This is a genomic window from Janthinobacterium sp. SUN120 (assembly GCF_030397735.1).
Classification (GTDB): domain Bacteria; phylum Pseudomonadota; class Gammaproteobacteria; order Burkholderiales; family Burkholderiaceae_D; genus Janthinobacterium; species Janthinobacterium kumbetense.
In genome coordinates, this window is the sequence record NZ_JAPUBW010000007.1 from 51,682 (window position 1) to 77,149 (window position 25,468).

27 protein-coding genes are annotated in these 25,468 nt (G+C 62.7%); 10 read left to right on the top strand and 17 right to left on the bottom strand.

Going from position 1 to position 25,468, the window contains the following annotated elements; translation table 11 throughout:
• Positions 1 to 95: 95 nt before the first annotated feature.
• Entirely contained in the window at positions 96 to 1,799 is a 1,704-nt protein-coding gene (locus O0879_RS26305; protein WP_289919572.1) for a thiamine pyrophosphate-binding protein, read from the top strand.
• Positions 1,800 to 1,872: 73 nt separating this feature from the next.
• On the opposite strand, the gene O0879_RS26310 is transcribed toward O0879_RS26305, so the two are convergent.
• From O0879_RS26310 to O0879_RS26355, 10 genes are all read right to left on the bottom strand, one after another.
• Positions 1,873 to 2,415, bottom strand: a complete 543-nt coding sequence (locus tag O0879_RS26310) for a hypothetical protein (RefSeq protein WP_289919574.1) — start codon at positions 2,413 to 2,415, stop codon at positions 1,873 to 1,875.
• 151 nt (positions 2,416 to 2,566) lie between these two features.
• On the bottom strand, positions 2,567 to 3,664 hold the full coding sequence (locus O0879_RS26315) for a porin (RefSeq protein ID WP_289913654.1): 1,098 nt from the start codon (positions 3,662 to 3,664) through the stop codon (positions 2,567 to 2,569).
• Between the two features lie 975 nt (positions 3,665 to 4,639).
• Positions 4,640 to 5,077, bottom strand: coding sequence for a nuclear transport factor 2 family protein (locus O0879_RS26320; protein WP_289919575.1), 438 nt, complete (start codon positions 5,075 to 5,077; stop codon positions 4,640 to 4,642).
• Positions 5,074 to 5,841 (bottom strand): SDR family NAD(P)-dependent oxidoreductase, encoded by a 768-nt coding sequence (locus O0879_RS26325; protein ID WP_289919577.1) that lies wholly within the window; start codon positions 5,839 to 5,841, stop codon positions 5,074 to 5,076. Before O0879_RS26325 ends, O0879_RS26320 begins: the two co-directional genes overlap by 4 nt.
• The gene (locus O0879_RS26330; protein WP_289919771.1) at positions 5,838 to 6,389 is read right to left on the bottom strand and encodes a DUF3833 domain-containing protein; all 552 of its coding nucleotides are present in this window, start codon (positions 6,387 to 6,389) and stop codon (positions 5,838 to 5,840) included. Before O0879_RS26330 ends, O0879_RS26325 begins: the two co-directional genes overlap by 4 nt.
• A complete protein-coding gene (locus O0879_RS26335; protein WP_289919578.1) occupies positions 6,386 to 7,669 on the bottom strand; it encodes an MFS transporter in 1,284 nt (427 codons plus the stop codon). The genes O0879_RS26330 and O0879_RS26335 overlap by 4 nt, the downstream gene beginning before the upstream one ends.
• Positions 7,666 to 8,217 (bottom strand): chalcone isomerase family protein, encoded by a 552-nt coding sequence (locus O0879_RS26340; protein WP_289919581.1) that lies wholly within the window; start codon positions 8,215 to 8,217, stop codon positions 7,666 to 7,668. Before O0879_RS26340 ends, O0879_RS26335 begins: the two co-directional genes overlap by 4 nt.
• Entirely contained in the window at positions 8,217 to 9,380 is a 1,164-nt protein-coding gene (locus tag O0879_RS26345; protein WP_289919772.1) for a cyclopropane-fatty-acyl-phospholipid synthase family protein, read from the bottom strand. The genes O0879_RS26340 and O0879_RS26345 overlap by 1 nt, the downstream gene beginning before the upstream one ends.
• Positions 9,381 to 9,454: 74 nt before the next feature.
• Positions 9,455 to 10,252: a DUF1365 domain-containing protein gene (locus tag O0879_RS26350; RefSeq protein ID WP_289919584.1), complete on the bottom strand. Its 798-nt coding sequence runs from the start codon at positions 10,250 to 10,252 to the stop codon at positions 9,455 to 9,457.
• The gene (locus O0879_RS26355) at positions 10,242 to 11,555 is read right to left on the bottom strand and encodes an FAD-dependent oxidoreductase (RefSeq protein ID WP_289919586.1); all 1,314 of its coding nucleotides are present in this window, start codon (positions 11,553 to 11,555) and stop codon (positions 10,242 to 10,244) included. Before O0879_RS26355 ends, O0879_RS26350 begins: the two co-directional genes overlap by 11 nt.
• Before the next feature lie 205 nt (positions 11,556 to 11,760).
• Here O0879_RS26355 and O0879_RS26360 point away from each other — a divergent pair, with 205 nt between their 5' ends.
• The 5 genes from O0879_RS26360 to rpoH all read left to right on the top strand — a co-directional run bounded on the left by O0879_RS26360 (position 11,761) and on the right by rpoH (position 16,899).
• Entirely contained in the window at positions 11,761 to 12,702 is a 942-nt protein-coding gene (locus O0879_RS26360) for a MerR family transcriptional regulator (RefSeq protein ID WP_289913646.1), read from the top strand.
• Positions 12,703 to 12,866: 164 nt separating this feature from the next.
• The gene (gene ftsY, locus O0879_RS26365) at positions 12,867 to 13,925 is read left to right on the top strand and encodes a signal recognition particle-docking protein FtsY (protein WP_251351064.1); all 1,059 of its coding nucleotides are present in this window, start codon (positions 12,867 to 12,869) and stop codon (positions 13,923 to 13,925) included.
• 8 nt (positions 13,926 to 13,933) lie between these two features.
• On the top strand, positions 13,934 to 14,671 hold the full coding sequence (locus O0879_RS26370) for an ATP-binding cassette domain-containing protein (RefSeq protein WP_077399798.1): 738 nt from the start codon (positions 13,934 to 13,936) through the stop codon (positions 14,669 to 14,671).
• The gene (gene ftsX, locus O0879_RS26375) at positions 14,668 to 15,588 is read left to right on the top strand and encodes a permease-like cell division protein FtsX (protein ID WP_099665445.1); all 921 of its coding nucleotides are present in this window, start codon (positions 14,668 to 14,670) and stop codon (positions 15,586 to 15,588) included. Before O0879_RS26370 ends, ftsX begins: the two co-directional genes overlap by 4 nt.
• Before the next feature lie 411 nt (positions 15,589 to 15,999).
• Positions 16,000 to 16,899, top strand: coding sequence for an RNA polymerase sigma factor RpoH (gene rpoH, locus O0879_RS26380; RefSeq protein WP_170846504.1), 900 nt, complete (start codon positions 16,000 to 16,002; stop codon positions 16,897 to 16,899).
• Positions 16,900 to 16,989: 90 nt separating this feature from the next.
• Here the strand turns inward: rpoH and O0879_RS26385 are convergent, their stop codons facing one another.
• On the bottom strand, positions 16,990 to 17,256 hold the full coding sequence (locus O0879_RS26385; protein WP_077399791.1) for a hypothetical protein: 267 nt from the start codon (positions 17,254 to 17,256) through the stop codon (positions 16,990 to 16,992).
• 178 nt (positions 17,257 to 17,434) lie between these two features.
• On the opposite strand from O0879_RS26385, the gene O0879_RS26390 reads away from it, so the two are divergent.
• Entirely contained in the window at positions 17,435 to 17,887 is a 453-nt protein-coding gene (locus tag O0879_RS26390) for a hypothetical protein (protein WP_289919588.1), read from the top strand.
• 3 nt (positions 17,888 to 17,890) lie between these two features.
• Here the strand turns inward: O0879_RS26390 and O0879_RS26395 are convergent, their stop codons facing one another.
• Both O0879_RS26395 and O0879_RS26400 read right to left on the bottom strand, forming a co-directional pair.
• The gene (locus tag O0879_RS26395) at positions 17,891 to 18,238 is read right to left on the bottom strand and encodes an antibiotic biosynthesis monooxygenase (RefSeq protein WP_289900380.1); all 348 of its coding nucleotides are present in this window, start codon (positions 18,236 to 18,238) and stop codon (positions 17,891 to 17,893) included.
• A complete protein-coding gene (locus O0879_RS26400) occupies positions 18,235 to 19,362 on the bottom strand; it encodes a cytochrome P450 (RefSeq protein WP_289919591.1) in 1,128 nt (375 codons plus the stop codon). Before O0879_RS26400 ends, O0879_RS26395 begins: the two co-directional genes overlap by 4 nt.
• Before the next feature lie 76 nt (positions 19,363 to 19,438).
• Here O0879_RS26400 and O0879_RS26405 point away from each other — a divergent pair, with 76 nt between their 5' ends.
• The 3 genes from O0879_RS26405 to O0879_RS26415 all read left to right on the top strand — a co-directional run bounded on the left by O0879_RS26405 (position 19,439) and on the right by O0879_RS26415 (position 23,025).
• A complete protein-coding gene (locus tag O0879_RS26405; RefSeq protein WP_289919594.1) occupies positions 19,439 to 20,137 on the top strand; it encodes a helix-turn-helix transcriptional regulator in 699 nt (232 codons plus the stop codon).
• A gap of 139 nt (positions 20,138 to 20,276) precedes the next feature.
• Entirely contained in the window at positions 20,277 to 21,131 is an 855-nt protein-coding gene (locus O0879_RS26410; protein ID WP_289919773.1) for a DUF3667 domain-containing protein, read from the top strand.
• A 241-nt stretch (positions 21,132 to 21,372) separates the two neighbouring features.
• Entirely contained in the window at positions 21,373 to 23,025 is a 1,653-nt protein-coding gene (locus tag O0879_RS26415) for a patatin-like phospholipase family protein (protein ID WP_289913642.1), read from the top strand.
• A gap of 70 nt (positions 23,026 to 23,095) precedes the next feature.
• On the opposite strand, the gene O0879_RS26420 is transcribed toward O0879_RS26415, so the two are convergent.
• The 4 genes from O0879_RS26420 to O0879_RS26435 all read right to left on the bottom strand — a co-directional run bounded on the left by O0879_RS26420 (position 23,096) and on the right by O0879_RS26435 (position 25,361).
• Positions 23,096 to 23,314 carry a hypothetical protein gene (locus tag O0879_RS26420; RefSeq protein WP_034784905.1) on the bottom strand — a complete coding sequence of 73 codons (219 nt, stop codon included), beginning with the start codon at positions 23,312 to 23,314 and terminating at the stop codon, positions 23,096 to 23,098.
• An 80-nt stretch (positions 23,315 to 23,394) separates the two neighbouring features.
• Positions 23,395 to 23,976, bottom strand: coding sequence for a TerD family protein (locus O0879_RS26425; RefSeq protein ID WP_289919595.1), 582 nt, complete (start codon positions 23,974 to 23,976; stop codon positions 23,395 to 23,397).
• Between the two features lie 34 nt (positions 23,977 to 24,010).
• A complete protein-coding gene (locus O0879_RS26430) occupies positions 24,011 to 24,706 on the bottom strand; it encodes a TIGR00266 family protein (protein WP_099665452.1) in 696 nt (231 codons plus the stop codon).
• Between the two features lie 79 nt (positions 24,707 to 24,785).
• Positions 24,786 to 25,361 carry a TerD family protein gene (locus O0879_RS26435; protein WP_070222543.1) on the bottom strand — a complete coding sequence of 192 codons (576 nt, stop codon included), beginning with the start codon at positions 25,359 to 25,361 and terminating at the stop codon, positions 24,786 to 24,788.
• Positions 25,362 to 25,468: the final 107 nt, after the last annotated feature.

The window sequence follows — 25,468 nt, forward strand, 5'->3', positions numbered from 1 at the left end:
GGCTCACATAGAATGAGGCAAGCTGCTTGCATGCAGGCGCATGCGCACCGCTTGCCCCATTTCTTTGCCACCCACTAGAATATAAAGAGCCGAACATGACGCAACAATCCCGTACCGGCGGCCAGATCCTGGTCGATGCCCTGCAGATCCACGGTGTCGACACCGCCTTTGGCGTGCCTGGCGAAAGCTACCTCGACGTGCTCGACGCCCTGCACGACTCGGGCATCCGCTTCATCATCAACCGCCAGGAAGGCGGCGCCGCCTTCATGGCCGAAGCCTATGGCAAGCTGACGGGCAAGCCGGGCATCTGCTTCGTCACGCGCGGACCGGGCGCCACCAACGCCTCGATCGGCGTGCACACGGCCTACCAGGATTCCACGCCAATGATCCTGTTCATCGGCCAGGTGGGCAATGATTTCGTCGACCGCGAAGCGTTCCAGGAAATCGACTACCGCCGCATGTACGGCCAGATGGCCAAGTGGGTGGCGCAGATCGACCGCGCCGAGCGCATCCCCGAATACCTGGCGCGCGCCTTCCAGGTGGCCACCAGCGGGCGTCCCGGCCCCGTCGTGCTGGCCTTGCCGGAGGACATGCTCATTTCGCTGGCCACGGTGGCCGACACGCGCGCCTACCAGCCGGTGCAGGCAGCGCCATCGGACGCCCAGCTGCAGCAGCTGCGCAGCATGCTGACCACCGCGAAACAGCCGCTGGTCTTGCTGGGCGGCACCACCTGGACGCCGCAAGCGTGCGCCGACCTGCAACAGTTCGCGGAAAGCAATCACCTGCCCGTCGCCTGCGCCTTCCGTTTCCAGGACTTGCTCGACAATGCCCACCCGAACTACATCGGCGACGTCGGCATCGGCATCAACCCGAAACTGGCCGCGCGCGTGAAAAATGCCGATCTGGTCATCGCCATCGGCCCCCGCCTGGGCGAAATGACGACGGGCGGCTATACCCTGTTCGACTCGCCCGTGCCGCGCCAGCGCCTGGTGCACATCCATACGGATGCCGAGGAACTGGGCAGCGTTTACCAGGCCGAACTGATGATCAACAGCGGCATGCCGCAAGTGTGCGCCATGCTGGCCGCCATGGCACCCGTCGATGCTGCCGCATGGAAACATACGCCGGCCGAAGCGAAAGCCGAGCTGGCCGCCTACCAAGAGCGCCCGCCCATCTTCCAGGATGGCCAGGCGCCGCTGGACCTGTGGCAAGTGACACAAGAGATCATGGCGCAGGCGCCTCTCGATACCATCCTGACGAACGGCGCCGGCAATTACGCCTCGTGGGCGCACCGTTTTTACCGCTACGGCGGCATGCGCACCCAGCTGGCGCCGACCAATGGCGCCATGGGCTACGGCGTGCCGTCGGGCGTAGCGGCGAAGATCGTGCACCCCGAGCGCACCGTGATCACCTTCGCCGGCGACGGCGAATACATGATGAATGGCCAGGAATTGGCCACCGCCGTGCAATACCAGGCGGGCGTGGTCATCATCGTCTTCAATAACCAGATGTTCGGCACCATCCGCATGCACCAGGAACGCGATTACCCGGGCCGGGTGTCGGGCACGACCCTGCACAACCCGGATTTTGCGGCGCTGGCGCAAGCGTATGGCGCGCATGGCGAAGTGGTGGCTACGACAGAAGAGTTCGCCCCTGCCCTGCAGCGGGCGCTGGCACACGCCAAGGCCAACAACTTGCCGGCCTTGATCGAGCTGCGCTACGACGGCAACCTGATCACGCCAAATGCGACGCTCGCCACCATCCGCGCCACGGCGGAAAAGGCGCAAGCGGCCAAATAAGCCCCTTGCAGCGCTGAAAATAACAAAGGCCCGGTCGATACCGGGCCTTTTTCTTTTTCACAGCAGCAATCGCTCAGGCGGCGGGCACTGGCGCGCTTTCCTCGGCAGGCACTGCCTCGGCGGGCGCCTGCGGCATCGGCGGGCATGGCGTGCAGTTTTTCAAAGGGCGGCCGAAATCGCGCACGCGGCTCAGTTTCATGGGCATGCGCACGTTGCCGCCGCAATAATCGCCTTCCAGGGTCAGGGTCTGGCCGTCCTTGGAAAACTTACCGACGATGGTGCGCTCTTCGCTGTCGGCGCCGGCGATGGTGAAGTCGAAGGCGCCCGTGGCGGCGTCCAGGTTGACGTCGTTGGCGACGATGGGCCAGCTCAGGGCGCCTGCCGTGAATTCATAGATGACGGAATCGGCCTCGGCGAAGCGGTGCAGGGTCACGCGCTGGCCGCCGATTTCGCCGCTATCCTTTTGCAGGCACAGGTCGGAATAGACGGCCACGCCATAGCGCTCCAGTCCGGCCGGCTTCTTGCCCTTGACGGCAGCGACAGCGGCGCCTGTGGCGCCAGCGAACAGCAGCGCGGCCAGCAAGGCGGCCAGGCGCGGCGATGTGTGTGGATACATGGCATTCCTTTACTTGAGTAACGGCGCCATTATAACTGGCGCCGCACATGCAAAAACGCGCCGCCAGGACTAGCCTGGAGACGCGTTTCCTTGCTTATCAGCATCCCCGAAGGGATGCTGGCAGCGGTACTAAGCTTCGCTTGCGCGAATATTAGAACGAGTGACGAACACCAACGTTGAAGGCTTTGTCGCCCGTACCAACATTGCTGTTGTTACCAACGGTGTAGCCTGCGCCGTTTTTGTTCTTGATCTTGGCGTACGAAGCGTAGGTGCTCGTGCGCTTCGACAGAGCGTAGGAGTAACCCACTGCCCATTGATCAGCATCAGCGTTCGTAGCAGCTTTGTCGTTCGTGCGGATGAACGAAGCCATTACGGTGCCAGCTGGGCCAACAGGTACGGTTGCGCCAACCAGGATGTTGTTGCTGTCGTTGCTGTAAGCAGCGGTGTTGTAGTTGAACGAGTTGGCGGTCGAGAACGTGCCGTCTGCGTTTTCCTTGGCGTTGTTCGCTACAGCGCTGTTGTCGCCTTTGTTCACGCCATATGCGACGTAAGCTTTAGCAACTGCGAAGTCGTAGTTAGCTGCAGCCAACCAGTTACGTGCGCTACCTTTGTTGCTGGTAGCGGATTCGTTGCTGGTGGTGTTGTAGGCCAGACGCGCGTTCAGAGGACCGTTCGAGTAGCCAGCCGACGCACCGATTTGACGGCCGTATTTGTTCGACTCAGCTTTTTCGCCGAAGGTGTAAGCCACGTCAGCGTCAAAGCCGTTGAAGTTTGGCGAGGTGTACAGCACGGTGTTGCTGGTGCGGGTCAGTGCTTTCGATGGGAACAGGTTCTTGGCGGAACCAGCGTAGCCCACTGCGAATGGATCAGCAACTTTCGACAGGGTGTTGTACCAAGGCGTGTATTGACGACCCAGGGTCAGGGTACCGGTCGTTTTGCTGCTCAGACCAACGTACGATTGACGGCCGAACAGGGCTTCGTTTTTACCTTGCGCGCCGGTGTCAACGCCGAAACCAGCTTCCAGAACGAACAGAGCCGACAGGCCGCTGCCCAGATCTTCGGTGCCTTTGAAGCCCAGACGGGAAGCCGAAGCAACGCCGCTGTCCAGTTTGTTAACGTTGCCGTTAACACCGCCGCGCTCGCTGACGAAACCAGCGTCAACGGTACCGTAGATAACAACGCTCGATTGAGCTTGGGCTACGCCAGTTGCTGCTGCCAGAACTGCCAGGGTGATCAGAGTTTTTTTCATTGCGATTTCCTTTAATTTTGAAGCAAAAAGTAATACAGCCTATGCATCTCGAGCTGCGCTCTAACAGAGCGCTTTTTATGAGTGAGGGCAAGGTCTCCACCTGCCACATTGCTGTTCCGGTCAGGGGAACAATTCACATCGGTATCGGCACGCTATTGCACCGATAAGCTTGAAGGCTGCAGAGCGACCGTATTTTCATGCGCCGGTTCGGTGCTCAAAGGGCACCGGAAGCGGCACTATAACGACCGTTTCACATTCCATCAAGTTCCAACATGTTACTTCCGGTACCAGGCCGAGGGCTTTTTCAGGCATCCCGACCATCGCCAACCGTACTACGCGACAGAGCCAGTGCCCCTTGCCAACCAATGCATTGGCCTGATTGACCATTCCATCATAGCGCATGCCTTGTCGACACCCGTTGTATTAGTGCAACAGTATCAGGCGTGTGATTAAAACGTCAACATGCTTTACCCATCATTTGCCCTGCATGATTTACGCGACAAAGCGCACAATTTGTCAGGCGATAATGGATAAACGGGACGAAGCATACACGGCATCGCCAATGTTTGCTGCCGGATGCCCGAAAACGGGAAATAAGACGCCCTGTTTTGGTGCGTTGCCGCATTATTCAGGGGCGTAGACGCGATTTTCGACGTCGGCGCGCGCGTCAGGAAAATAGGCAGAGTATCAACACAATTACTGACTTTCCGGTAATTTAAATTGCTCACATAGAAATGTTTTCCATGTTTTTCGGCACGCGCGCCGGGTGCCCGCTTGGAACGGATGAGGACGACTCTTGCTTGCAAATTCCGCATCAGTTGAAACAATTTCTTACAATGTTGCCTTCTCAATATTTTGACATATTTGTGTCTAAAAAACGACACATTGACCGAAATCAAGTTTTTACCAGCCCAATTCCACACAATTTACTTTTTCTTTTTCGCATTTTTTGCTTAAAAGCATCAGAAAATACGCTCAGTGTCGGCTTGCGCGCCGGAGCATGCGCATGAAAGGGCCCAGCACAGGCAGCTTTTCATACAATTCTTCCGCCGCATCCCAATAATCGCGGTGCAATACCACCCGCCCCAGCCCGTCGAAACGCACATGTGTTGCCCCACGGATACATTGTTCGCCAGATACCAGGCGCTTCATGCGAAAGTGAAACTCCCACGTCAGGAACGCCTGTTCCCCCTGTCCCAGGCTTTCCAGCACGACAAACCGGGGCGCATCGACTTGCACGAACATGTGCTCGAAGATGGCCAGGATGGCGGCATGCCCCACCACCTCGTTGAACGGATCCTTGAAACGGGCGTCTGGCGCGTACACGGCACCCAGCTGGGCCAGACTCTCCAGGCTCAGGTGCTCGTAAAACGCCACCAGGCGCGCCAGCGCGCCTTCCATGGTTGCGCTCATAAGCCCGTCACCTTGCGGATCAGCCAAAAATAGGCGCGGTACGGCAACAGCCGCGCCAGGCGCATGGCATTGGTAAAGCGTTTCGGAAAGTGGATGTGGAATTGCCCCCGCTCGATGCCGTCGAGCATGGCGGCGGCCGCGTCCTGCGCCGTCATCAGGGCCGGCATGGTGAAATCATTGTTCGCCGTCAAAGGCGTAGCGACAAAACCAGGGTTGATTTGATACACATCAATCCCACGCGGATGCAAGTCCAGGTACAGCGATTCCGTCAGGTTGATCAGCGCCGCCTTGCTGGCGCCATACGCGAGCGCCTTGGGCAAGCCGCCATAGCCGGCCACCGAGCCGACGATGCCGATGCCGCCGCTACCCTGGCGCAACAGCCACGGCAAGGCTGGCTCCAGGCAATTGAAGACGCCGCCCACGTTCAGGGCCAGCAAGCCCTGGGCCGCCTCAAGGTCGAAGCTATCGGCGCGCATGGCCTGATAGCCGCCAGCGACCACCAATATCAGGTCGATATGCGTCCACTGCTGCTGCAATTGCACGCAGACGGCCCGCACTTGCGCATGCTGCGTGATATCGAGCGGCAAGGCCTGCGCCAGCGGCTGTCCCTCGCACAGCTGTTCCAGGCTGGCGCGATGGCGCGCCGACAAGGCCACGCACGCGCCCTGCTCCAGCAGCAAGGTGGCGCACGCGGCGCCGATGCCGCTGGACGCGCCGATGATCCACACGCGCTTGCCGGCCCAATTGCTGATCTTGCGATTCATGGGGTCGCCCCTGGACGCTTGCTGAACGATAAGGTGACGGCGCCCAGGCTGAAGCCGAACTTGCTCATGGCGGCACGGTTGAGCATGACCTTGTCATCCATCAAGAACATCCAGTCCTCGAAATCGACGTGGTAGACCGTGCCATCGACGGGCAGCGCCAGCACGTATTGCCAGCGCAGCGCATTGCCCGCCACTTCGCCGATGGCTTCCCCGATCACGTCGGGCGCCGTGCCGATGAAGCGCCCGGGCGCCGTCTTGCGCAAGGTCCACACGCGCCGTTGCCGGCTGCCGTCCGCATACGTGAAATCCTCGTCCAGGGTCCCCGTCTCGCCCACCCAGCTGGCCCGCATCACCACGGTGAAACGTTTCACCACCTTGCCGGAACGGTCCTGGAAGATGCCGTGGGCATCGAGCGTGCCGTTGAAATACTGTTGCAGATCCAGTATGGGCAATTCCTGCGCGTACGTGGCCGGCGTGGGCGGCGTGGAACAGGCGGCCAGCGCCAGCAGCAAGGCGGCCAGTGGCAGGCAACGTTTGCAATAAGTCATGAAGCGCATGCGCGATTCTCCCGATGGTCACTATATATATGTTGTAGCGGCGCGCGCCACAGCAATAGCGCCGCCAGCAGTTTCAAAACACAGGGCAGCAAGGCGTAAGCGGCAGACAGGGCCGGCAAGCCGCCACTGCCGCTGCCCGGCACATAGCCGAGCCAGGCCAGCAGGGGCAAGGCGATGCCGGCCGCCAGCGCCAGGCTCATCTGCACACCCCAGTTCCACCAGCCGAAATACGCCGCTTCGTGCCGCCCGGCATGGCCGGCCGCGCCGATCAACCCTGCCAGCAGGGCCGGCGGCAAGGCCAGGTCGGCGCCCAGCGCCAGGCCCGACAGCAGGCAGATGGCGGCAAAACCCCAGGCGGCGCCCTCGCCCAGGCCATACGCCCAGACAAACACGCTGGCGGCCAGCAGCATGGCGCCGCCCCAGGCGCGCGCTTCGCCAAAGCGGCGCGCCAGGGCCACCCACACGGGCATCGAGGCGGCCGCCGCGCAAAAGTAGACGATCAGAAACGGTCCCGCGTATTGGCCCAGGCGCAAGTAGTCGGTGGCAAAGAACAGGAACAGGGTGGCGGGAATGGCGGCAGCCACGCCATTGACGAGCAGGACGGCAAACAGCCAGCGAAACGCGCGCTGGCGAAATGGCAGGCGCCAGGCGCCAGCGGGCAGCGCCGCCGTGCCTTGGCGCAAGACCGGACGCGGCGCGCGCGCCAGCAGCAACGCACCCGCCGCCAGCAGGCAGCCGGCAAAGGCCAGCGACAGACCGTCATAGCCGAGCATGGACGTCAGCCCCGCCGCCAGGATCACGCCGAGCAAGCCGCAACCCTCGCGCACGGCCGTCACCCGCGCCCGCTGCGCGCGCGCCTGGCTCAAGGCCGCGCCCCAGCTCTGATGCGCGATGCCGGCCAGGCCATAGGCGGCGTACACGAGCAGCAAGGCAGCCAGGAACCAGGCCAGGGTGGCCGCTTGCGGCATGGCCGGCGGATGGAACAGGGCACCAAAGCCCAGCAACAGCAAGGGCAGAGATGCACCAACCAGCATGGCATAGCTGCGCCCGCCCCGCGCCATCCAGGCGCCGAGGGCCGGGTCGATGAAGGCGGCGGCAATGCGCGCCGCCAGCAGCACTGCGCCGATTTGCGCCAGGTCAAGGCTGCTGCGCTGCGCATAAAACGGCGCCACATATATATAGATGGGCAGCGCCAGCATGGCCAGCGGCAAGCCGAACAGGCCATAACTGAACAAGGCCGGCAAGCTCAAGGCGCTGGCCCCGGCATTCATGGCAGCGGCGCCGCATTCTGCAGCAAGGCGGCGCGCAGCTTCGGCGCCGTGCTCGACGGCGACAGCCAGATGGCGAAGAAGGCGCGCGCGAAGTCGCCATCGTTCACGTCGGCCAGCACCTTGCCATCGAGATAAAAGCGCACGCCGGGCGCGATGCCGGCCCGGTAGGCGCCCGCGATGCGCTGGTCTTCCTTGACGTCAGGAAAGATGCGCTGCATGGTGGCCAGCCACGCCAGGCGCTGCTCCGGCGTGCCGGCGCCGATTTTCTGCATCTGTTCATAACTGGCTTCGGCGATCTTCTTGCCGTCGAACGAGCGCGCGTAGCGCAATTCCAGCACGAAGGGCGCCGTTGCCGATGCCGCGCCCTGGTAACCGTTCGCGCCCACCCAAAGTTGCGCCCGATAAATACGCATGCCGAACCATGTGTATTCGCCCTCCCCCGCCAGACGGGCTTCGGGCACATCGGCCGCGATAAAGGCCGGCGGCGCGGCCGCGGCGCCTAACATGGTCAACGACAGCAAAGCGGCGACGAGCAGCTGGCGCATCATCACTCCTTGATCAGGGTAAATTGCATCACATCCGTGTTGTGCGCCTGGAAGGCAGCCTCGCAATACGCGAGGTAAAACTCCCAGGTGAGCAGGAAACGGCCGTCGAAACCCTGCTTTTCCAGCGCCGTGCGCTGGGCCAGGAAGCTGGCGCGCCACTGGCGCAAGGTTTCCGCGTAATCGAGGCCAAAGCTGAAGGCGTCTTCCACGCGCAAGCCCTGCGCCTCGGCGGCGCGGCGGAATTCGGCCGGCGAGGGCAGCATGCCGCCCGGGAAAATGTACTGTTGAATAAAATCCGTGCTCTTGCTGTAGCGCTCGAACAAGTCGTCGGCAATGACGATGGTCTGGATGCAGGCGCGTCCGCCCGGCTTCAGGTTGCGCGCCACGCATGCGAAATAGCCGGGCCAGTAGCTTTGTCCCACGGCTTCGAACATCTCGATCGAGGCGATGGCGTCGTACTGGCCTGCGCTGTCGCGGTAATCGCACAGCTGCAAGTCGGCCTGCCCCGCCAGACCCGCGTCCTGCAGGCGCTGGCGCGCATAGGCGAGCTGTTCGGTCGACAAGGTCAGGCCCGTCACGTGCGCGCCGCAGTCGCGCGCCGCCGCTTCCGCAAAGCCGCCCCAGCCGCAACCGATTTCCAGCACGCGTGCGCCCGGCTGCAGTTGCAACTGGTCTGCGATGCGCGCGTATTTCGCCCCTTGCGCCTGCTCCAGGCTGGCGCCTTCGGTGAACAGGGCGCTCGAGTACGTCATCGACGGGTCCAGCCACAGCTGATAGAAGGCGTTGCCGATGTCGTAATGAGCGTGGATATTCTTCTTGCTGCCCGCGCGCGAATTGCGGTTGAGCAAATGCCGGACCTTGTAGATGAGGTTGCCCCACCAGTTGCCATAGATCAATGACTCGATGTGCGCGCGGTTGCGTATCATCAACTCGATCAAGCCCGGCAAATTGTCCGTGCGCCAGTCGCCGGCGATAAACGTTTCCGCAAAGCCGATGTCACCCGAGCGCAGGACGGCCGCACACAGGCGCCAGTTGTGCAAGTCCAGGGTGACGGGATGGCTGCCATCGCCGTACAGCAAGATGCTGCCGTCGGGCGTCCGCAGGCGCAGCGCGCCGTATTGCAATTTTTCCAGCAGGCGCACGATCATGCGCCCGGCAGCGGGCATGTCCACGTGCGCATGCCCATGCAAGGGAGTGGAACTGCTGCGCGCATGCAGGCCGGTCGGCAGGGAATCGGAGCTCATCGGGACACCTTTTCTTGTGGAGGGTGGGGTTTGCTGAAAAACGGCACGCGGCGCAGCCACAGGCGCAAGGCTTGCCAATGGATGCGCGCCATCACGCCGAACGTCATCAGGGGATAGCGCAGCAAGGCCCAGGCGATGGCGCCATCGCGCAGCGGCTGCGCCGTGCCGGACAAGCTCGTCTGCAGCAGCGGACCGTCGAGGTCGTCGTAATCGACCCGGGCCAGGTGGCGCTCGCCATCCTGGTCGTTGTTGCGCAGGAAACGGAAGCGGTACTGGCCTTCCACCTTGCAAAACGGCGACACGTGAAAGATTTTCTTGGCGACCAGTTCGCTGCCATACGCGATGGCGCCGCCCCGCTCGAGCAAGTACAGGTGGCGCTCGCCAAAGGTATTGCGCACGTCGCAGAGCACGGCCCGCAGCGCGCCGTCAAGCCCGTGACAAAACCAGAAACTGACGGGATTAAAGACATAGCCGAACATGCGCGGCATGGTTTGCAGCCAGATTTCGCCGCCCGCGTCGACCACGCCATGCTGGCGCAGCAAGCCGTCGATCCAGTCCAGCAGCGGGGTCGTGCCATCGCCATGGTCGCTGTCGCGGAAGGACAGCACATTGGCGCCGTTGCGCGAAATCAAACGGGCAGGAAAATCGTGCGCGCCCAGGCTGCGCAGGGGCAGGCGCAGGTAAAACATGCCATAAGCAAAAGCATGCGCGCGCGGACGCAGCCGCGCATGGCGCACCCGTCCCAGGCACAGCTGCGGCTGCGGCGGTGCGGTTTGCGTGGGATCACGCGGCATGGCCGAGCTCCGCCGACGCCAGGCTATTCAGGGCTTGCGCCACGCCCAGGCCCGATTTCAAGCCGTCTTCATGGAAGCCATAGCCCGTCCAGGCGCCCGCGAACCACGTGTGCTGCGCGCCCTGGAAGCCGGCCAGGCGCGTCTGGGCGGCAATGGCCGCGCCATCGAACACGGGGTGGGCATACGAAAACTCGTCGATGATGCTTGCCGGATCGGGCTCATCGAGCGGATTGAGCGAGACGATGACGGGCGTGGTGAACGGCAGCGGCTGCAGCTGGTTCAGCAAATAATGCACGCACACTTGCGGCGCTTCGCCCTCCCCCGCTGCCGGCCGCCCCTGGTAATTCCAGGCGGACCAGGCACGGCGGCGTTGCGGCAGGCAGGAGGCATCCGTGTGCAGCACAGCCCGGTTCGGCTGGTAGCGCACGGCTTCGAGCACGGAGCGCTCGTCGTCGCGGATATCTCCCAGCAGGGCCAGCGACTGGTCGCTGTGGCAAGCGAGCACGACGTGATCGACATGCTCGACGCCGGCGGCCGTATGCAGCTCGACCATGCGCGCGCCGCCGTGCCCCTGGCGGCGCACGGCCAGCACGGGGCGCGCCAGACGCTGCTGCGGTATGCCCGCCAGCAATTTTTCCACGTACACGCGCGAGCCGCCCCGCACCGTGCGCCATTGGGGCCGGTCGCTCACTTGCAGCAAACCATGGTTGTGGCAGAAACGGATGAACGTGGCCAAGGGAAAGGCCAGCATCTGGCGCGCCGGACACGACCAGATGCAGGCGGCCATCGGCAACAGATACCAGTGGCGGAATTCGTCGCCGTAGGCGTGCAGGTCGAGGAATTCTCCCAGCGACAGGGCCGGCGCCGGCAAGGCAGCCGTGGCCAGGGCGCTGGCCTGGCGGTTGAAGCGCAGAATGTCGCGCAACATGCGCAGGAAGGCGGGGCGCAGCAGATTGCTGCGCTGGGCAAACACGGTGTCCAGATTGGCGCCCGCCCATTCCAGCACGCGGGCATCGGGCGCAGCGCCCAGCGGCATCTTCACGGAAAACGACATGTCGCTGTCGGCCGCCTCGACGCCGAGTTCGTCAAACAGTTGTACCAGATGCGGGTAGGTGGCGTGGTTAAACACGAGAAAACCCGTGTCGACGCCATGCGTGACGCCATCGAGCGTGACATCCACCGTATGGCTGTGGCCGCCAAAGTAATCGCCTGCCTCGTACAAGGTGACGTCCTGGCCCGCTTGCGCCAGGCGATAGGCACACGACAATCCTGCGATTCCTGCTCCGACGACGGCAATTTTCATGAGTGCACCCGTGTTATGTTTGTCCTGGACAAAACAAGCTGCATCGATAGTCAGTCAAATATTGATCTATGTCAATGAGCACCTGTTGTCGTTCACAAACTTATACGCGAGCAATATCCAATCGGATTCAGCTATTTGGTACGGGGCGGCGGAAGGCGTAGAATGCCAGTAACGTTCTTTTCGGCATGCGAGCAACCCCACTGGTATGGATACTGACCTGCAACTATCTCCTGCCTTCAGCATCGGCGATGTCGAACGCGACACCGGGCTGGCCAAGGAAACCTTGCGCGTGTGGGAGCGCCGCTACGACTTCCCCCAGCCGCGGCGCGACGCCTTTGGCGAGCGCAGCTACCCGGCCGAGCAAGTGCAAAAGTTGCGCATGGTCAAACGCCTGCTGGACCTCGGATTTCGTCCGGGAAAAATCATGCAGCACAGCACTGCGCAACTGCAGCAGCTGGCCAGCGCCGGCAGCACGCCGCCGCCCGCGCCGGCGCCCCAGCTTGAACACTACCTGGCCCTGTGCCGCAGCCACCAGATGGCGGAACTGGGCGACGCCCTGCGCCAGGCGCTGGCCGTGCTGGGCTTGAAAGCGTTCACCATCGACGTCATCGCCCCCCTCACCGGCATGGTGGGCGAAGCGTGGGCTTGCGGCGAACTGGCCGTGTACGAAGAGCATCTGTATAGCGAAACCTTGCAAACGGTGATGCGGCACGCCATCTTTTCCCTGCCGCAAGCAAGCAGCCCGTCCATGCGCTCGCCGCGCATCGTCCTCAGCACCTTGCCGCAGGAGCGTCACGGCCTGGGGCTGCTGATGGCTGAAGCGCTGTGCGCGGCGGCAGGCGCCCATTGCATGTCGCTGGGCGTGGAAACGCCGCTGACGGACATCGTCGCGGCCGCCCGCGCGCAGCGGGCCGACATCGTCGCGCTATCGTTTTCCAGCGCCAGCAAGCAACGGCAGACGCGCGACAGCCTGCAGCAGCTGCATGCAAGCTTGCCGCCAAGCATGGAATTGTGGGCAGGGGGACGCAGTCCCGTGCTGACCAGGCAGCCGCCACCCTTCTTGCATGTGCTGGACTTGCGGCAAGTCGACGAAAGCATCGCCGACTGGCGCCGCCGCCATCAGGCGCTGGCCCTGCAAACCCACTGAACCGGCGGAAAAGCGCGGCAACTGCGGCGATCTCCGTGGATAGCGGCGCAATGTTGCCAATCGAACAGTAAAGCATGAAGGGCCGGGCGCGCTCTGGTAGAATAGCCCGTAACACAGTGTCCGGCGCCGCCGGGCCTTAGGTCAGCACCCGCCACCACACATCCATGTTTAGTTTCTTCAAGAAAAAACCCATCGCTCCCGAGGCTGCACCAGCCGAGCCCCTCGTCCTTCCCGCCGCCACGCCGCCTGCACCGCAGCCTGCCGCCACGCCCCTGAGCGGCGCACCGGCCGAGCTCGTGCCCGTGATCGTCGCAGCCGAACCCGAGAAAAAATCGTGGATGACGCGCCTGAAGGCCGGCCTGTCGAAAACCTCGAACACCCTGTCCGTGCTGTTCGTCGGCGCGAAGATCGACGACGCCCTGTACGAAGAGCTGGAAGCGGCGCTGCTGATGTCGGACGCCGGCATCGACGCCACGGAATTCCTGCTCACGGAATTGAAGAAAAAGGTCAAGGAAGACAAGCTGCTCGACGCGGCCGCCGTCAAGGCCGCCCTGAAAGTGCTGCTGATCGACCTGCTCTCGCCGCTGGAAAAGCGCTTCGAGCTGGGCCGCCACAAGCCGCTGGTGATGATGATTTCCGGCGTGAATGGCGCCGGCAAGACGACCACCATCGGCAAGCTGGCCAAGCACATGCAGTCGAATAACCAGTCCGTGCTGCTGGCCGCGGGCGACACCTTCCGCGCCGCCGCGCGCGAACAGTTGATGGTCTGGGGCGAACGCAACAACGTCACCGTGATTTCGCAGGAATCGGGCGATCCGGCCGCCGTGGCCTACGACTCCGTGCAATCGGCGAAGGCGCGCGGCATCGACGTGGTGATGGTCGACACGGCGGGCCGCTTGCCGACGCAGTTGCACCTGATGGAAGAATTGAAGAAAATCAAGCGCGTGATCGGCAAGGGCATGGATGGCGCGCCGCATGAAACCCTGCTCGTGATCGACGGCAACACGGGCCAGAATGCCCTCACGCAAGTGAAGGCCTTCGACGATGCCCTGCAGCTGAGCGGCCTGGTGATTACCAAGCTGGACGGTACCGCCAAGGGCGGCGTGCTGGCGGCGATCGCCCGCGTGCGTCCCGTGCCCGTGTATTTCATCGGCATCGGTGAGAAAATTGAAGACTTGCAGCCTTTCGTGGCTGCCGAATTTGTCGAAGCGCTGCTAGGATAAGCCTATACATGATTGAATTTCAGCACGTCTCCAAGCAATACTCCGCCGACGCCGTGGCGCTCAGCGATATTTCCCTCAATATTGCCAAAGGCGAGCTGGTGTTTTTAGCGGGCCCGTCCGGCGCCGGCAAATCCACCTTGCTGAAAATGATCGCCGCCATGGAACGCCCCACGTCGGGCAAGCTGATCGTCAATGGCCAGGACATGGCGAAGATCAAGCCGGCCGGCGTGCCCTTCCTGCGCCGCAACATGGGCCTGATCTTCCAGCAGCAAAAATTGCTCAACGACCGCTCCATCCTGGCCAACGTCATGCTGCCGCTGCTCGTCGTCGGCGCCCACAAGACGGCCGCCGAACAGCGCGCGCGCGCCGCGCTCGATAAAGTCGGCTTGCTGGACCGCGCCATGGCGCGTCCCCTGTCGCTGTCGGGCGGCGAGCAGCAGCGCGTGTCGATCGCGCGCGCCATCGTCAACCGGCCGCAGATCATCCTGGCCGACGAACCGACGGCCAACCTGGACCGCGCCAGCGCCAACAAGGTGCTCGACGCCCTGAAAGCATTCCACTCCGTGGGCGTGACTTGCCTCATTTCCAGCCATGACGAACAGATGCTCGACGCCGCCGCCCGCGTGATCCACCTGAAAAACGGCCAACTGGTGGCCATCGACAAGGCCACGCAGGCGCCCGTGTTCGCGCCGCCCGATCCCGATTTCGCCCCCGGCGCCGGAGATGACGCGGGAGAACAGGCATGAGAGGCTGGTTCCGTCAACATCGCTTCGCCCTCGGTTCGGCGCTGATCCACTTGCGCAAGTCGCCGGGCGGCTTCTTATTGAACGTGCTCGTCGTCGCCATCGCCCTGTCGCTGCCGTTCGCCGGCTTGACCATGCTCGACAATGTCCGCCCCATGTCGGAACAGATGTCGGTCGACCCGGAAATCAGCGTCTTCCTGAAGATCGACACGCCGCGCGAGCAAGCCGTGGGCCTGGCGGGCGCCATGCGCAAGATTGTCGGCGAGCAAAAAGCGAAGATCGTCTTCATCCCGCGCGAACAGGCGCTGGACTCGCTGAAAAACAAGAATGGCCTGGCCGATGTACTGAGCACCCTGGGCGACAATCCCTTGCCCGACAGCTATGTGCTGAAACTCGACGCCTTCAGCAGCGCCAGCGAAGCGCAGGATGTCGATGCCGTGGCGGAACAGCTGCGCCACTTGCCCGGCGTGGAATCGGCGCAAGTCGATTCGGCCTGGGTCAAGCGCCTGGCGGCCCTGCTGGGCGTGCTGCGCCTGGTGCTGTTGCTGCTGGCCATTACCCTGGGCGTGGCCGTGATCGCCGTCGTCTTCAATACCATCCGCCTGCAAGTGATGCAGCAGCGCGATGAAATCAGCATCTCGAAATTGATCGGCGCGACGGACACCTTCATCCATCGCCCCTTCTATTACACGGGCGCCCTGCTGGGCTTGTGCGCCGGTGCGCTGGCCCTGGGCGCCGTGGCGCTGGCCTTGCAGCCGCTGAACACGGCGATTGCCGAGTTTGCCCGTTTGTACGCGTCCGAATTCCAGCTGGTGCCGCTGGCGCCGCTGCCGATGGCCGGCTTGCTGGCCGTCAGCGCCGGCCTGGGCCTGATCGGCGCCTTCCTGTGCGTGCAGCGCCACCTGGCGCGCCTGAACTGATCTTCTTTCCCATGGCGGCGCCTCCGGTGCCGCCATGCGCCCTCCCCATACTGCTGTTATCTTGATATTAAGCAAGTATTCTTAAGGTTCGCTTCAGCCAGAGGCCGTAGACTGGCTACGTTGTCGTGAAGCGGCCTGCAGCGCTGTTCAGATCGCCATTCAGACATATTTATCAGGCATTCATTCGCCATAGCATTTAGGCTATCAGATCGATTAAATGTGCTGATTGGCACTCTCAAGCAGAGAGTGCTAATATAGGGACATACCAACAGCAGAACCGCCATGGACGCCAGATCAAGATGGTGCCGCGATCTGCAAAGTGCAAGACCGAATACGCAAAAACGACGATACAAGCTGCCACGTCGCGTGACGTGGCCAACTGGAACAAAGCAAGACTACGAGGGAGAAAACATGACTATGATGTCCGCAACGTCCGCATTGGTTCCGACCAAAAGTAATGCGCTGGGCCTCGGGTTCACTGGCAATCTGGGCAATATCGACGCCTATATTTCGGCCGTGAACCGCCTGCCCATGTTGACCCACGACGAAGAAATTTCGCTGGCGACACGCCTGCGCGAAAAAAATGACCTGGCCGCCGCGCAAGAACTGGTGCTATCGCACCTGCGCCTGGTGGTCTCGATTGCCCGCGGCTACCTGGGCTATGGCTTGCCGCACGCCGACCTGATTCAGGAAGGCAATATCGGCTTGATGAAAGCCGTGAAACGTTTCGATCCGGACCAGGGCGTGCGCCTGGTGTCGTACGCCATGCACTGGGTGAAAGCCGAGATGCATGAGTACATCCTGAAAAACTGGCGCCTGGTCAAGGTCGCGACGACGAAGGCGCAGCGCAAGCTGTTCTTCAACCTGCGCAGCCACAAGACGGGCCTGGATGCGATGACGCCGAAGCAGATCGATGCGCTGGCCAAGCTGCTCGACGTGAAACGCGAAGAAGTGATCGAGATGGAAACGCGCTTGAGCGGCCGCGACATCGCGCTGGAATCGCCGACCGACGATGAAGACGACAAGTTTTCGCCGATCGCCTACCTGTCGTCGGAGCAAAGCGAGCCGACCAAGGTGCTGGAAGCGGAACAAGTGACGCGCCTGCAATCGGAAGGCCTGGAAACGGCCCTGTCCAAGCTGGACGCCCGTTCGCGCCGCATCATCGAAGCGCGCTGGCTGGCCAACGACGACGGTTCCGGCGCCACCCTGCACGCGCTGGCGGAAGAGTTCGGCGTATCGGCCGAGCGCATCCGCCAGATCGAAGTGGCGGCCCTGAAAAAAATGAAGGGCGCCCTGGCGGCCTACGTGTAATCGCAAGCAATGCCGCAATGTAAAAGGCGCCGCAAGGCGCCTTTTAGTTTTACTACTTGATGTTTATCAACAGATAAACATGGCAGCCAGTTAAGCTGCAGCCAGGCCCTTGCTGATCAATTCAGCAACGACTTCATTCAGATCCGCGCCGCGCTCCTTGGCCAGGGTCTGCAATTGCAAGACCAGATCGCTGTTCAGCTTGACGGCGAATGGCACCAGGCCCAGGGCCTGGTCGCGCTTGCGCTGTTCGCGGCGGTCGACGACCACCGCTTCCTTACCGAATGCACCGGCGCCGGGAACATTCATCTTTCCCATCAGTTTCTTGGCATCGCTTTTGGCCAGGTCGGTTTTTTTCATGGTTGTTTCCTGATTTTCAAAACAGCCATTCTACGCAGTAATCGGCGCGCCGCGTGGCTCGCGCCTCAATTCATCGGCAGCACGCCAATAGTGCGCCGGAAAAATATCATTTTGTTACTATCATTTTATCCCACGCGTGAACAAGCACGCCGGGGACGCACCACCTGAAAGGAAAAACATGTCTACTCTGAACCGCTCTTACCGCACCGTGCTGCTTCCCCTTTTCTTCGCCTGCCTGGCCATGCTGGCGGGCTGCGGCGCGGCCGGCAGCGCCGGCGACGCGGAAAACACGCCGCGCAGCGTCACCCACGTGCTTTCGCCGGGCGAACAGGTGACCATCACGGCCACCGATACCCTGAAACTCGAACGCGTCAACGACAGCCGCTGCCGCAAGGGCGCCGTGTGCGTGTGGAAAGGCTACGTCAGCTACAGTTTCAGTTTGCTCAACAGCGCGGGCACGACCGACATCGTCCTGTCCGATTCCATGCCCGGCGCCGCCAGTTCCGTCACCGTCAACCACCTGACGTTCACCCTGCTCGACGTCGACCCGGCCACGCCGCCGGCCCTGAATGCGGCCGAGCCCACCTACCGGGTCAAGGTGAAAATCACGCAGGGCGCGCTGCCCCGCTGATGGCTAGGCATCGTGGCGCCGCTGGCTGTCTTCGGGCGCCTGCTGCCGCTCCAGCATGCCGTAATCGCGCACGACGGCGGCAATGCGCAGCCGGTAATCGTCGAACACGCCGTGCCGGCCGGCCGATTGCGCCGCGCGGTGCGCTTCCAGCTGCCGCCACTGCGCCAGCGCCGCCTCGTCGCGAAAGAACGATAGCGAGAGCAGTTTTCCTGGCTCGCTCAGGCTGCTGAAGCGCTCGATGGAAATGAAACCGTCCACCTCATCGAGCAGGGGCCGCAGGGACGCCGCCAGGTCCAGGTACTGCTGGCGTCCTGCGGCGCTGGGCCAGACCTCGAAAATCACGGCAATCATGCGTTTTCTCCTTGCGCAAACACGGGGATGCGCGCGTTCAGCGACGGCAGATAACGCCACGCCAGCGGCAAGCTTTCCCATGCCCCGGCCCACGCCTGCAGGCAAGCCGTGGCGATGGCGAGCGCGATGGCCTGGCCCGGACACGCGTGGCGGCCATGGCCGAAGCCCGACTCCGCCTGGCCAGCGCTGGCCAGCACGACGAGGATCATCTGCCCGGCCGGCACGCGCACGCCATTGAACTCCGCGTCTTCCGCCGTGTAGCGGCGCGTGTTGTGGATGGCGGGATCGCGCAGGCTGACTTCGCGCAGCATGGCCGGCCACAGCTCGGGCGTGGCGCGCAGTTGCGGCAGCAAATCCGACTGCGCGCGCAAGGCCACGATGGCATTGCCCAGCAAGCCGGCCGTGGCGTCGCACGTCTGCGACAGCAAGCCCACAAGGTTGGCCAGCACGCCGCCCGACGCTTGCCAACCCAAGGCATCCGCCTCGGCCACGATGGCGGCCAGCATGCTGCCGGGTCTCACGTCGCCCGCGCGCAGCAGACGGCCAAAACTTTGCAGCAAGGCCTCGGCCGCCACGTGCGCACCGGCCAGTTGCTCGGCATTGCTCAGCGGCGACAGGCAGGCGACAAACGAACGCGTCCAGGCGGCCAGCGCCGGCCATTGCGCTGGCGCAAAGCCCAGCAAGTCCGCCATGGCGAACAGGGGCAGCTCAAAAATCGCGTCGTTCAGCTGCGCGGCGCTGCCGGGCACGCGGTCGCCGGCAAGGTGCAGCGCCCGCCCCTGCAAGCGCGCCATATCCACCTGGCCCAGCGCGCGCGCCAGCACCTGTTTTGGCAAGGCATGCCGTTCGCCATCGTTCATACGCACCAGTTCGGCAAAGATCGCGCCGCACGGCGTGCCCGCCAGGTTGTGCGGCACGCCCAGGTCCGCTGGCCGCACGCGGCAGGCGGGATGCGCCAGCACGGCCCGCACGCCGGCCGCGCCCGTCGCCAGCCAGCAGTCGAGCTGCGCATCGAATCGCAGCGGCGGGCCGTCCGCCAGGCGGCGATAGTAATCGTACGGCGCCGCGTGGGTGACGGCAGAGAAAGGGTCGGCGGGGTCGGTAACAGAATCGGTGAGCGGCATGCGGCTTCCATTGCAGTGAGGTAGGGAGCAGAGTATGCTGGCCCTTCCACCACAACACTTCGCTAGCGAACGAATCATGGATGACAAGCATCAAGCCCGCACGGCCGACATGGGACTGGCGCAACTGGCCGGCGCCATCGCCGAACCGGCCCGCGCGCGCATGCTGTGCAGCCTGCTCGACGGCCATGCGCGCACGGCCACGGAATTGGCGGCGCTGGCCGAGGTGGGCGCTTCGACGGCCAGCGCGCATCTGAGCCGGTTGCGCGACGATGGCTTGCTGTCGATGCTGGCGCAGGGCAAGCACCGCTACTACCGCCTGGCCAGCATGGAGGTGGGCCAGGCCCTCGAAGCGCTGCTGGTGGTGGCCGGCGTAGCGGCGACGCCGTTTACGCCCACCACGCCAGACCGCCTGCGCCATGCACGCACCTGCTACGACCACATGGCCGGCACGGTGGCCGTCGCCCTGCATGACCAGCTGCACACGCAAGGCTGGCTGCTGGACGAAGGCGGAGAATATCGTTTGTCGGAAGCGGGCGCGGCTGGCATGGCGGCCCTGGGCATCGACGTGCCGCAATTGCAGCGCCAGCGCCGCCGCTTCGCCTGTGCCTGCCTGGACTGGAGCGAACGGCGCGCCCACCTGGGCGGCGCGCTGGGGGCGGCCCTGCTGCAGCTGGCCCTGCGCCAGCGCTGGGCCGAGCGCGAACTCGACAGCCGCGCCCTGCACCTCACGCCGGCCGGTGAACAGCGCCTGCTGGCCGCCTTCCGTGGCGCCTGAACGGTGCAGGATTTTGTATCTCGGAAGCAACTAGAACGCGAAAAAATGCGCTTTTATCATTGTTTTCCTTCATCATATGCTGCGCCCTTGAGCGATCATCTTTACCTTTCGGCCATGGAAAGAGTCCATCTTGAAAACAGTGTCATCCAGCACGCATCCCGCCAGCACCTGCCATAACTGCCATACCGATGCGCCAGGCAACTTCTGCAGCGCCTGTGGCCAGACAACGGCCGTGCACATGCCCAGCGCGCGCGAATTCCTGCATGAATTTGTCGCCCATTATGTGGCGCTCGAAGGCAAGCTCTGGCGTACCCTGGCCCTGCTGCTGTTCCGCCCTGGCGCACTCAGCAACGAATACCTCGCGGGACGCCGCGTGCGCTACGTCGAGCCGCTGCGCGTCTACCTGACCTTCAGCATCCTGTTCTTTGCCATCCTCAAGTTCAGCAGTCCCGACGTGTTCCTCACCGTCCACGACCAGCAAGCCCAGGTAGGCGCCCATGGCCCCCGCCAAACTCCGGAAAACCAGACGTCGACCATGCAGGTCAGCATTTTGGGCCAGACGCCCACCCTGCCGCGCCAATGGCAAGACTTTGAACAACTGCCCACGGCCGAGAAACAAAAACTCGTGGTGGAAAGCTTTTTCCATTACGCGCCGTACGCCATGTTTTGCCTGATGCCGCTGTTCGCCCTGTTCCTGAAAATCCTCTACCTGGGCAGCGGACGGCGCTATGGCGAGCATTTCCTGTTCGCCCTGCATACGAATGCCTTCGCCTTCATCACGATGGCGCTGATGATCCTCATCCCCGTCGACCTGGTCCGCCTCGTGCTCGGCGCCTGGCTGCTGGCCTACCTGCCCTGGGCCATGTGGCGCGTGTATCCAAGCGGCAAACTCGCCACCGTCTGCCGCTGGCTGCTGCTGATGGTCGCCTACAGCCTCGCCATGAGCCTGGCGATCGTGGCCTGCATCGCCATCGGCGTGATGCTGCGGCATTAAGTTACGCCACCAAGAAGCGCTCCGGCGGTCCTGCTGCCAGCGGACGCTCCACCATTGATGCATATCAATGACGATGGCTTGTGGCCGCTGGCACTGGGCGTGCTGGCGCACGGGCCATGCCTGGGCGCGCAGCAGCGCTGCCCTGTCCGCTTATCAGCTGAATAGGTGATTGTTGCCGGGTTTGCTAGAATCGCACACGTTTCCGTCCGTATCCCAACCCCTGACTACGCACAGATCACGCATGCATCCACGTTTGTTCGCCCCATTTATCCTCGTTGCGCTGCTGAGCGGCTGCACGGTACTCGCCCTGCGCCCCAACAGCGGCGTCGAAAACCGCACGTTTGCCGTGCAGGAAACCCCGCGCCTGCGCATCGACGCGCCCAAGGCGCGCATCCAGAATCCCATGCCCAACGACCACTTCATCGGCATCGCCCTCTCCGGCGGAGGCAGCCGCGCAGCCAATTTCTCGGCCGCCTCGCTGGAACAGCTGGAGCAGTTCGGCCTCGTCAGCGGCGCCTCGGCCATTTCCGGCGTCTCGGGCGGCGCCATCGCGGGCGGCTACTATGCGCTGCATGGCAAGCAGACGGACTGGCCCTTGCTGCGCAGCAAGCTGAAAACGGATTTCTTTGGCCAGACCATCTTGAAACCCGCCAACCTGACGACGATGTTGTTGACGAACAAGACGCGCACCTCGTTCCTGTCCGATGTACTGGACGATGTGCTGTACGACAAGAAAACCTACCAGGACTTGCCGCACGGCGGCCCCATCTTCCTGGCCAACGCAACGGACGCCACGGATGGCGGCAAGCGCGTGGTGTTTTCCTATGAGTATTTCTACAGCACCCTGCATTCGCCGATCCAGGATATCCGCCTGGCCACGGCCGTGGCCACCTCGGCCGCCTTTCCCGGCGTGTTCGATTCCGTCACCTTCGAGCGTTTCCGTCCGAAAAACAGTTTCGTGCCGGAGCTCGGTTCCGAGTCGCGCGAATCGCCGTCCTACGTGCATCTGTTCGATGGCGGCGCGGCCGACAACCTGGGCGTGGAAACCCTGTGGGACGTGGCCCTGACGCAACTGTACGGCAACGACATGGCCGTCGTGCCGCCGCGCCTGAACAGCAAGCCCTTCATCCTCATTTCCATCGATGCCAACGCGCCCAATTCCAGCGCCGTGTTTGAAAAGATGTCGGACGAGCGCCAGCCGCTGGACCGCATCTTCAACAAGAATATCTACGATGCCGTCGACGCCCTGTTCTCGCGCCAGCGCAAGGAAAACCTCGTCAAGATGGGCTTTGGCCAAGCCCGCTTCGATACCATCACGCATGAAAACTTTGGCGACCTGAGCCAGAAATTCGTCAAGAGCAAGCGCACCTCGGCCTTTGCCATCCCCGTGCTGTGCCGCCCCCACCTGGGCCAGTACCGCTGCGAAGTCGATGCGGCCGATCCCTTGCCGGGCCAGATCCGCACGCGGCTGGAAGGCTTTGCCTGGCACATTTCCATCGACCAGATCGCCTCGCTGGCGCTGCGCCTGGCCAGCGAAGACGTGCACGTCGACAGTGCCCGCAAGGAAGAGCGCGCCGCCCTCGTCAAGCTACAACGGCTGGCCACGCAGACGAAAACCCATCTGAAGCTGACGGGCCCGGAAAATTGCAGCCCGGAAGTGTTGCAATCGGCCCTGTACAGCGCCGCGCGCGTGCTGATCCTCGACGACGAGGAATCGCGCTTCGCCCTGTGCGACTACATGCTGGCGGGCCAGCTGATCAATGACGACACCGTCTGCAAGCAGCGCTATGTCCACGCCGTGCCCCGCTTCGCCATCGAAAGCGAAGATTTGCAGTACCGCAACCTGAGTTCGGACGGCAATTCCGTGAACGTGCCGATCCGCTGCAAGAAGTGAGCGCGCACAAAAAAGCCCGCACGATCGCTCGTGCGGGCCTTAGCGCAAGGATACCTGGCGCCCGGTTGATTTAGATCAACCGACTACGCCTGCGCATGTAGCTGCGGCTTAACGCGCCTTCCAGTTCCTGCTCCGTTTTATGCTGGTTCACCGTGTACAGGGCCCACAGGGCCGCCGGCGCCCAGCCGATCACAGTGCACTGCAAGATCAAGGCGGCGGCACCGGCCAGCGGGCGCCCCAGCATGAAAAACGTGAGACACGGAAGTAGCAAGGCTATCAGCAATCGCATCACGACATACTCTCCTTCAATATAGAGCAGCGGACGAGGGCCGGTATCCGGTCCGTCCCCCGCCCGCTGCGTACTGCTCCTTATAGATGCACGGATATCTGGGGCATCAAGTCGTCAAAGGTGCGACCGTTGCCGTTTTCTCCGATGGCGTGCATCTTCCATTCGCCGTTATGGCGGTACAGCTTGGCCATGATCTGTGCCGTGTGGGAACCTTGCACAGACAGGTTGAAACGCGCGACTTCCTGGTTATTGCTGGCATTCAAGATGCGGCAATAGGCGTTTTCCACCTGCGAGAAGTTCTGGCCAGTAAAGCTGTTGACGGTGAAGACGAGGCTCTTCACGTGCGCCGGCACTTTCGACAGATCGACATTGATCTGTTCGTCGTCGCCATCGCCCGCGCCCGTGCGGTTGTCGCCCGTGTGGACGATGCTGCCGTCCTTGCTTTTCAGCTGGCGGAACCAGACGATGTCGGACATGCTCTTGTTGTCGTCGAACATGACGCACGAGGCGTCCAGGTCGACGGCTTCCGTCTTCGAACCGAAACCGAGGAAACCCTTGGTCTTGGCCGCATCCCAGCCCAGGCCCATGGTGATACGGGTCAGGGTGGTACCAGCTTCTTTGTCCAGAGAAATCTTCTGGCCCTTGCTCAAATTGACAGACATACGCATAGCTCCTGTTTGGTTGGTTACTGCTTGATTACGCCGGCTTGCTTTGGGTCCAGGCGAGGAAGGCTGCGCGGTTGCGCGAGCACACGAGGATTTTTCCCGTGCCTGAAAACTTCAGCACCATGCCCTCGCCGCTGGTCTGGCTGTTGATCAGGTTACCCAGAAAGCCGCCGCTGCTGCCGGTCGTCATGGAAATTTCGTATTGCAGGCGGTTGTCCCAGCACACGACGTGCGAGTTATCGATCACCACGTCCTTGCCAGGCGTCACTTCGAGTATCGACATCGCGCCAAAACCGGATACCGCCAACTGGCCGCTGCCTGCCGTCTCGGTGATGAAAAAACCACCGCTCTGGGCAAACAGCGCATTGCCAAGGCTTTGCGTGCGCACCTTCAATTCCACGCCAGACGTGGCCGCCACGAAGGCGCCGTCGCTGATCATGTATTGCTGGGCGCCAACCTCGAGCACCCGCATCGCGCCGGGCAAGGTGGGCGACAGCAGACAATCGCCGTCGCCCCGCATGGCCTCGATATGCTGCTGAAAGAACGATTCCCCGTTGGCAAAGGTGCGCATCAGCGCGGCGCCTATGCCGCCCGTCATCTTGCCTTTCAGCTCAAGATTGGTTTCCATCATCACCATCGCATTGGATTCGCAATAAATCTTCTCGCCCTTGGCAAGCGACACATGCAGGAACGGGTCGACGTCCCCGGTAATAGTAAAAACTGGCATCTGACTGTTCCTTCCTCAACTAGGTAATGATGGGGGCGGCCCGCAGCGCGGACCGCCTGTACTATTTACTATTGACGACTTACACGCCGACGCCGAACGAGGCAGCCAGTGGACCTAAACCGCCCTTGTAACCCTGTCCGATGGCCTTGAATTTCCAATCGCCGCCATTGCGGTAGATTTCGCCGAAGACCATGGCCGTTTCCGCCGAACCGTCTTCCGACAGGTCGAAGCGGGCGATTTCCGTGTTGCCGTTGGCATTCACGCAACGCACGTACGCCTTCGATACCATACCAAAGTTTTGCTTGCGCGCTTCGGCATCGTGAATCGTCACGCAGACGGCGATCTTGTCGATCTCGGCCGGCACCGTGGCCAGGTCGACGACGACGGTTTCATCGTCGCCATCGCCGGCGCCGGTGGTGTTGTCGCCCGAGTGGGTAACGGAGCCGTCGCTCGATTTCAGGTTGTTGTAGAAAATCATGTCGACGTCGGCGCGAACCTTGCCGTCGGCCTTCAGCAGGAACACGGAACCGTCGATGTCGAACGCGGCGCCATCGGTGGCGCGGGCATCCCAGCCCAGGCCGATGATCATCTTCGAAATGCCGGGGGCTTCCTTGCTCAGGTTGACGTTGCCGCCTTTTTGCAGACTGATTGCCATGATGTATTACTCCTATGTGGGTTGTGTAAGACCAAACACCTGGCGTCCTCCACCGGCCTGACTCCCCAGGCCGGCGGCGACGCTTGCTACAACTTGCCGACAAACGG

Coding starts and splice junctions, on each gene's coding strand:
- O0879_RS26305 (WP_289919572.1), top strand. CDS start 96: ATGACGCAACAATCCCGTACCGGCGGCCAGATCCTGGTCGATGCCCTG.
- O0879_RS26310 (WP_289919574.1), bottom strand. CDS start 2,415: ATGTATCCACACACATCGCCGCGCCTGGCCGCCTTGCTGGCCGCGCTG.
- O0879_RS26315 (WP_289913654.1), bottom strand. CDS start 3,664: ATGAAAAAAACTCTGATCACCCTGGCAGTTCTGGCAGCAGCAACTGGC.
- O0879_RS26320 (WP_289919575.1), bottom strand. CDS start 5,077: ATGAGCGCAACCATGGAAGGCGCGCTGGCGCGCCTGGTGGCGTTTTAC.
- O0879_RS26325 (WP_289919577.1), bottom strand. CDS start 5,841: ATGAATCGCAAGATCAGCAATTGGGCCGGCAAGCGCGTGTGGATCATC.
- O0879_RS26330 (WP_289919771.1), bottom strand. CDS start 6,389: ATGACTTATTGCAAACGTTGCCTGCCACTGGCCGCCTTGCTGCTGGCG.
- O0879_RS26335 (WP_289919578.1), bottom strand. CDS start 7,669: ATGAATGCCGGGGCCAGCGCCTTGAGCTTGCCGGCCTTGTTCAGTTAT.
- O0879_RS26340 (WP_289919581.1), bottom strand. CDS start 8,217: ATGATGCGCCAGCTGCTCGTCGCCGCTTTGCTGTCGTTGACCATGTTA.
- O0879_RS26345 (WP_289919772.1), bottom strand. CDS start 9,380: ATGCCCGCTGCCGGGCGCATGATCGTGCGCCTGCTGGAAAAATTGCAA.
- O0879_RS26350 (WP_289919584.1), bottom strand. CDS start 10,252: ATGCCGCGTGATCCCACGCAAACCGCACCGCCGCAGCCGCAGCTGTGC.
- O0879_RS26355 (WP_289919586.1), bottom strand. CDS start 11,555: ATGAAAATTGCCGTCGTCGGAGCAGGAATCGCAGGATTGTCGTGTGCC.
- O0879_RS26360 (WP_289913646.1), top strand. CDS start 11,761: ATGGATACTGACCTGCAACTATCTCCTGCCTTCAGCATCGGCGATGTC.
- ftsY (WP_251351064.1), top strand. CDS start 12,867: ATGTTTAGTTTCTTCAAGAAAAAACCCATCGCTCCCGAGGCTGCACCA.
- O0879_RS26370 (WP_077399798.1), top strand. CDS start 13,934: ATGATTGAATTTCAGCACGTCTCCAAGCAATACTCCGCCGACGCCGTG.
- ftsX (WP_099665445.1), top strand. CDS start 14,668: ATGAGAGGCTGGTTCCGTCAACATCGCTTCGCCCTCGGTTCGGCGCTG.
- rpoH (WP_170846504.1), top strand. CDS start 16,000: ATGACTATGATGTCCGCAACGTCCGCATTGGTTCCGACCAAAAGTAAT.
- O0879_RS26385 (WP_077399791.1), bottom strand. CDS start 17,256: ATGAAAAAAACCGACCTGGCCAAAAGCGATGCCAAGAAACTGATGGGA.
- O0879_RS26390 (WP_289919588.1), top strand. CDS start 17,435: ATGTCTACTCTGAACCGCTCTTACCGCACCGTGCTGCTTCCCCTTTTC.
- O0879_RS26395 (WP_289900380.1), bottom strand. CDS start 18,238: ATGATTGCCGTGATTTTCGAGGTCTGGCCCAGCGCCGCAGGACGCCAG.
- O0879_RS26400 (WP_289919591.1), bottom strand. CDS start 19,362: ATGCCGCTCACCGATTCTGTTACCGACCCCGCCGACCCTTTCTCTGCC.
- O0879_RS26405 (WP_289919594.1), top strand. CDS start 19,439: ATGGATGACAAGCATCAAGCCCGCACGGCCGACATGGGACTGGCGCAA.
- O0879_RS26415 (WP_289913642.1), top strand. CDS start 21,373: ATGCATCCACGTTTGTTCGCCCCATTTATCCTCGTTGCGCTGCTGAGC.
- O0879_RS26420 (WP_034784905.1), bottom strand. CDS start 23,314: ATGCGATTGCTGATAGCCTTGCTACTTCCGTGTCTCACGTTTTTCATG.
- O0879_RS26425 (WP_289919595.1), bottom strand. CDS start 23,976: ATGTCTGTCAATTTGAGCAAGGGCCAGAAGATTTCTCTGGACAAAGAA.
- O0879_RS26430 (WP_099665452.1), bottom strand. CDS start 24,706: ATGCCAGTTTTTACTATTACCGGGGACGTCGACCCGTTCCTGCATGTG.
- O0879_RS26435 (WP_070222543.1), bottom strand. CDS start 25,361: ATGGCAATCAGTCTGCAAAAAGGCGGCAACGTCAACCTGAGCAAGGAA.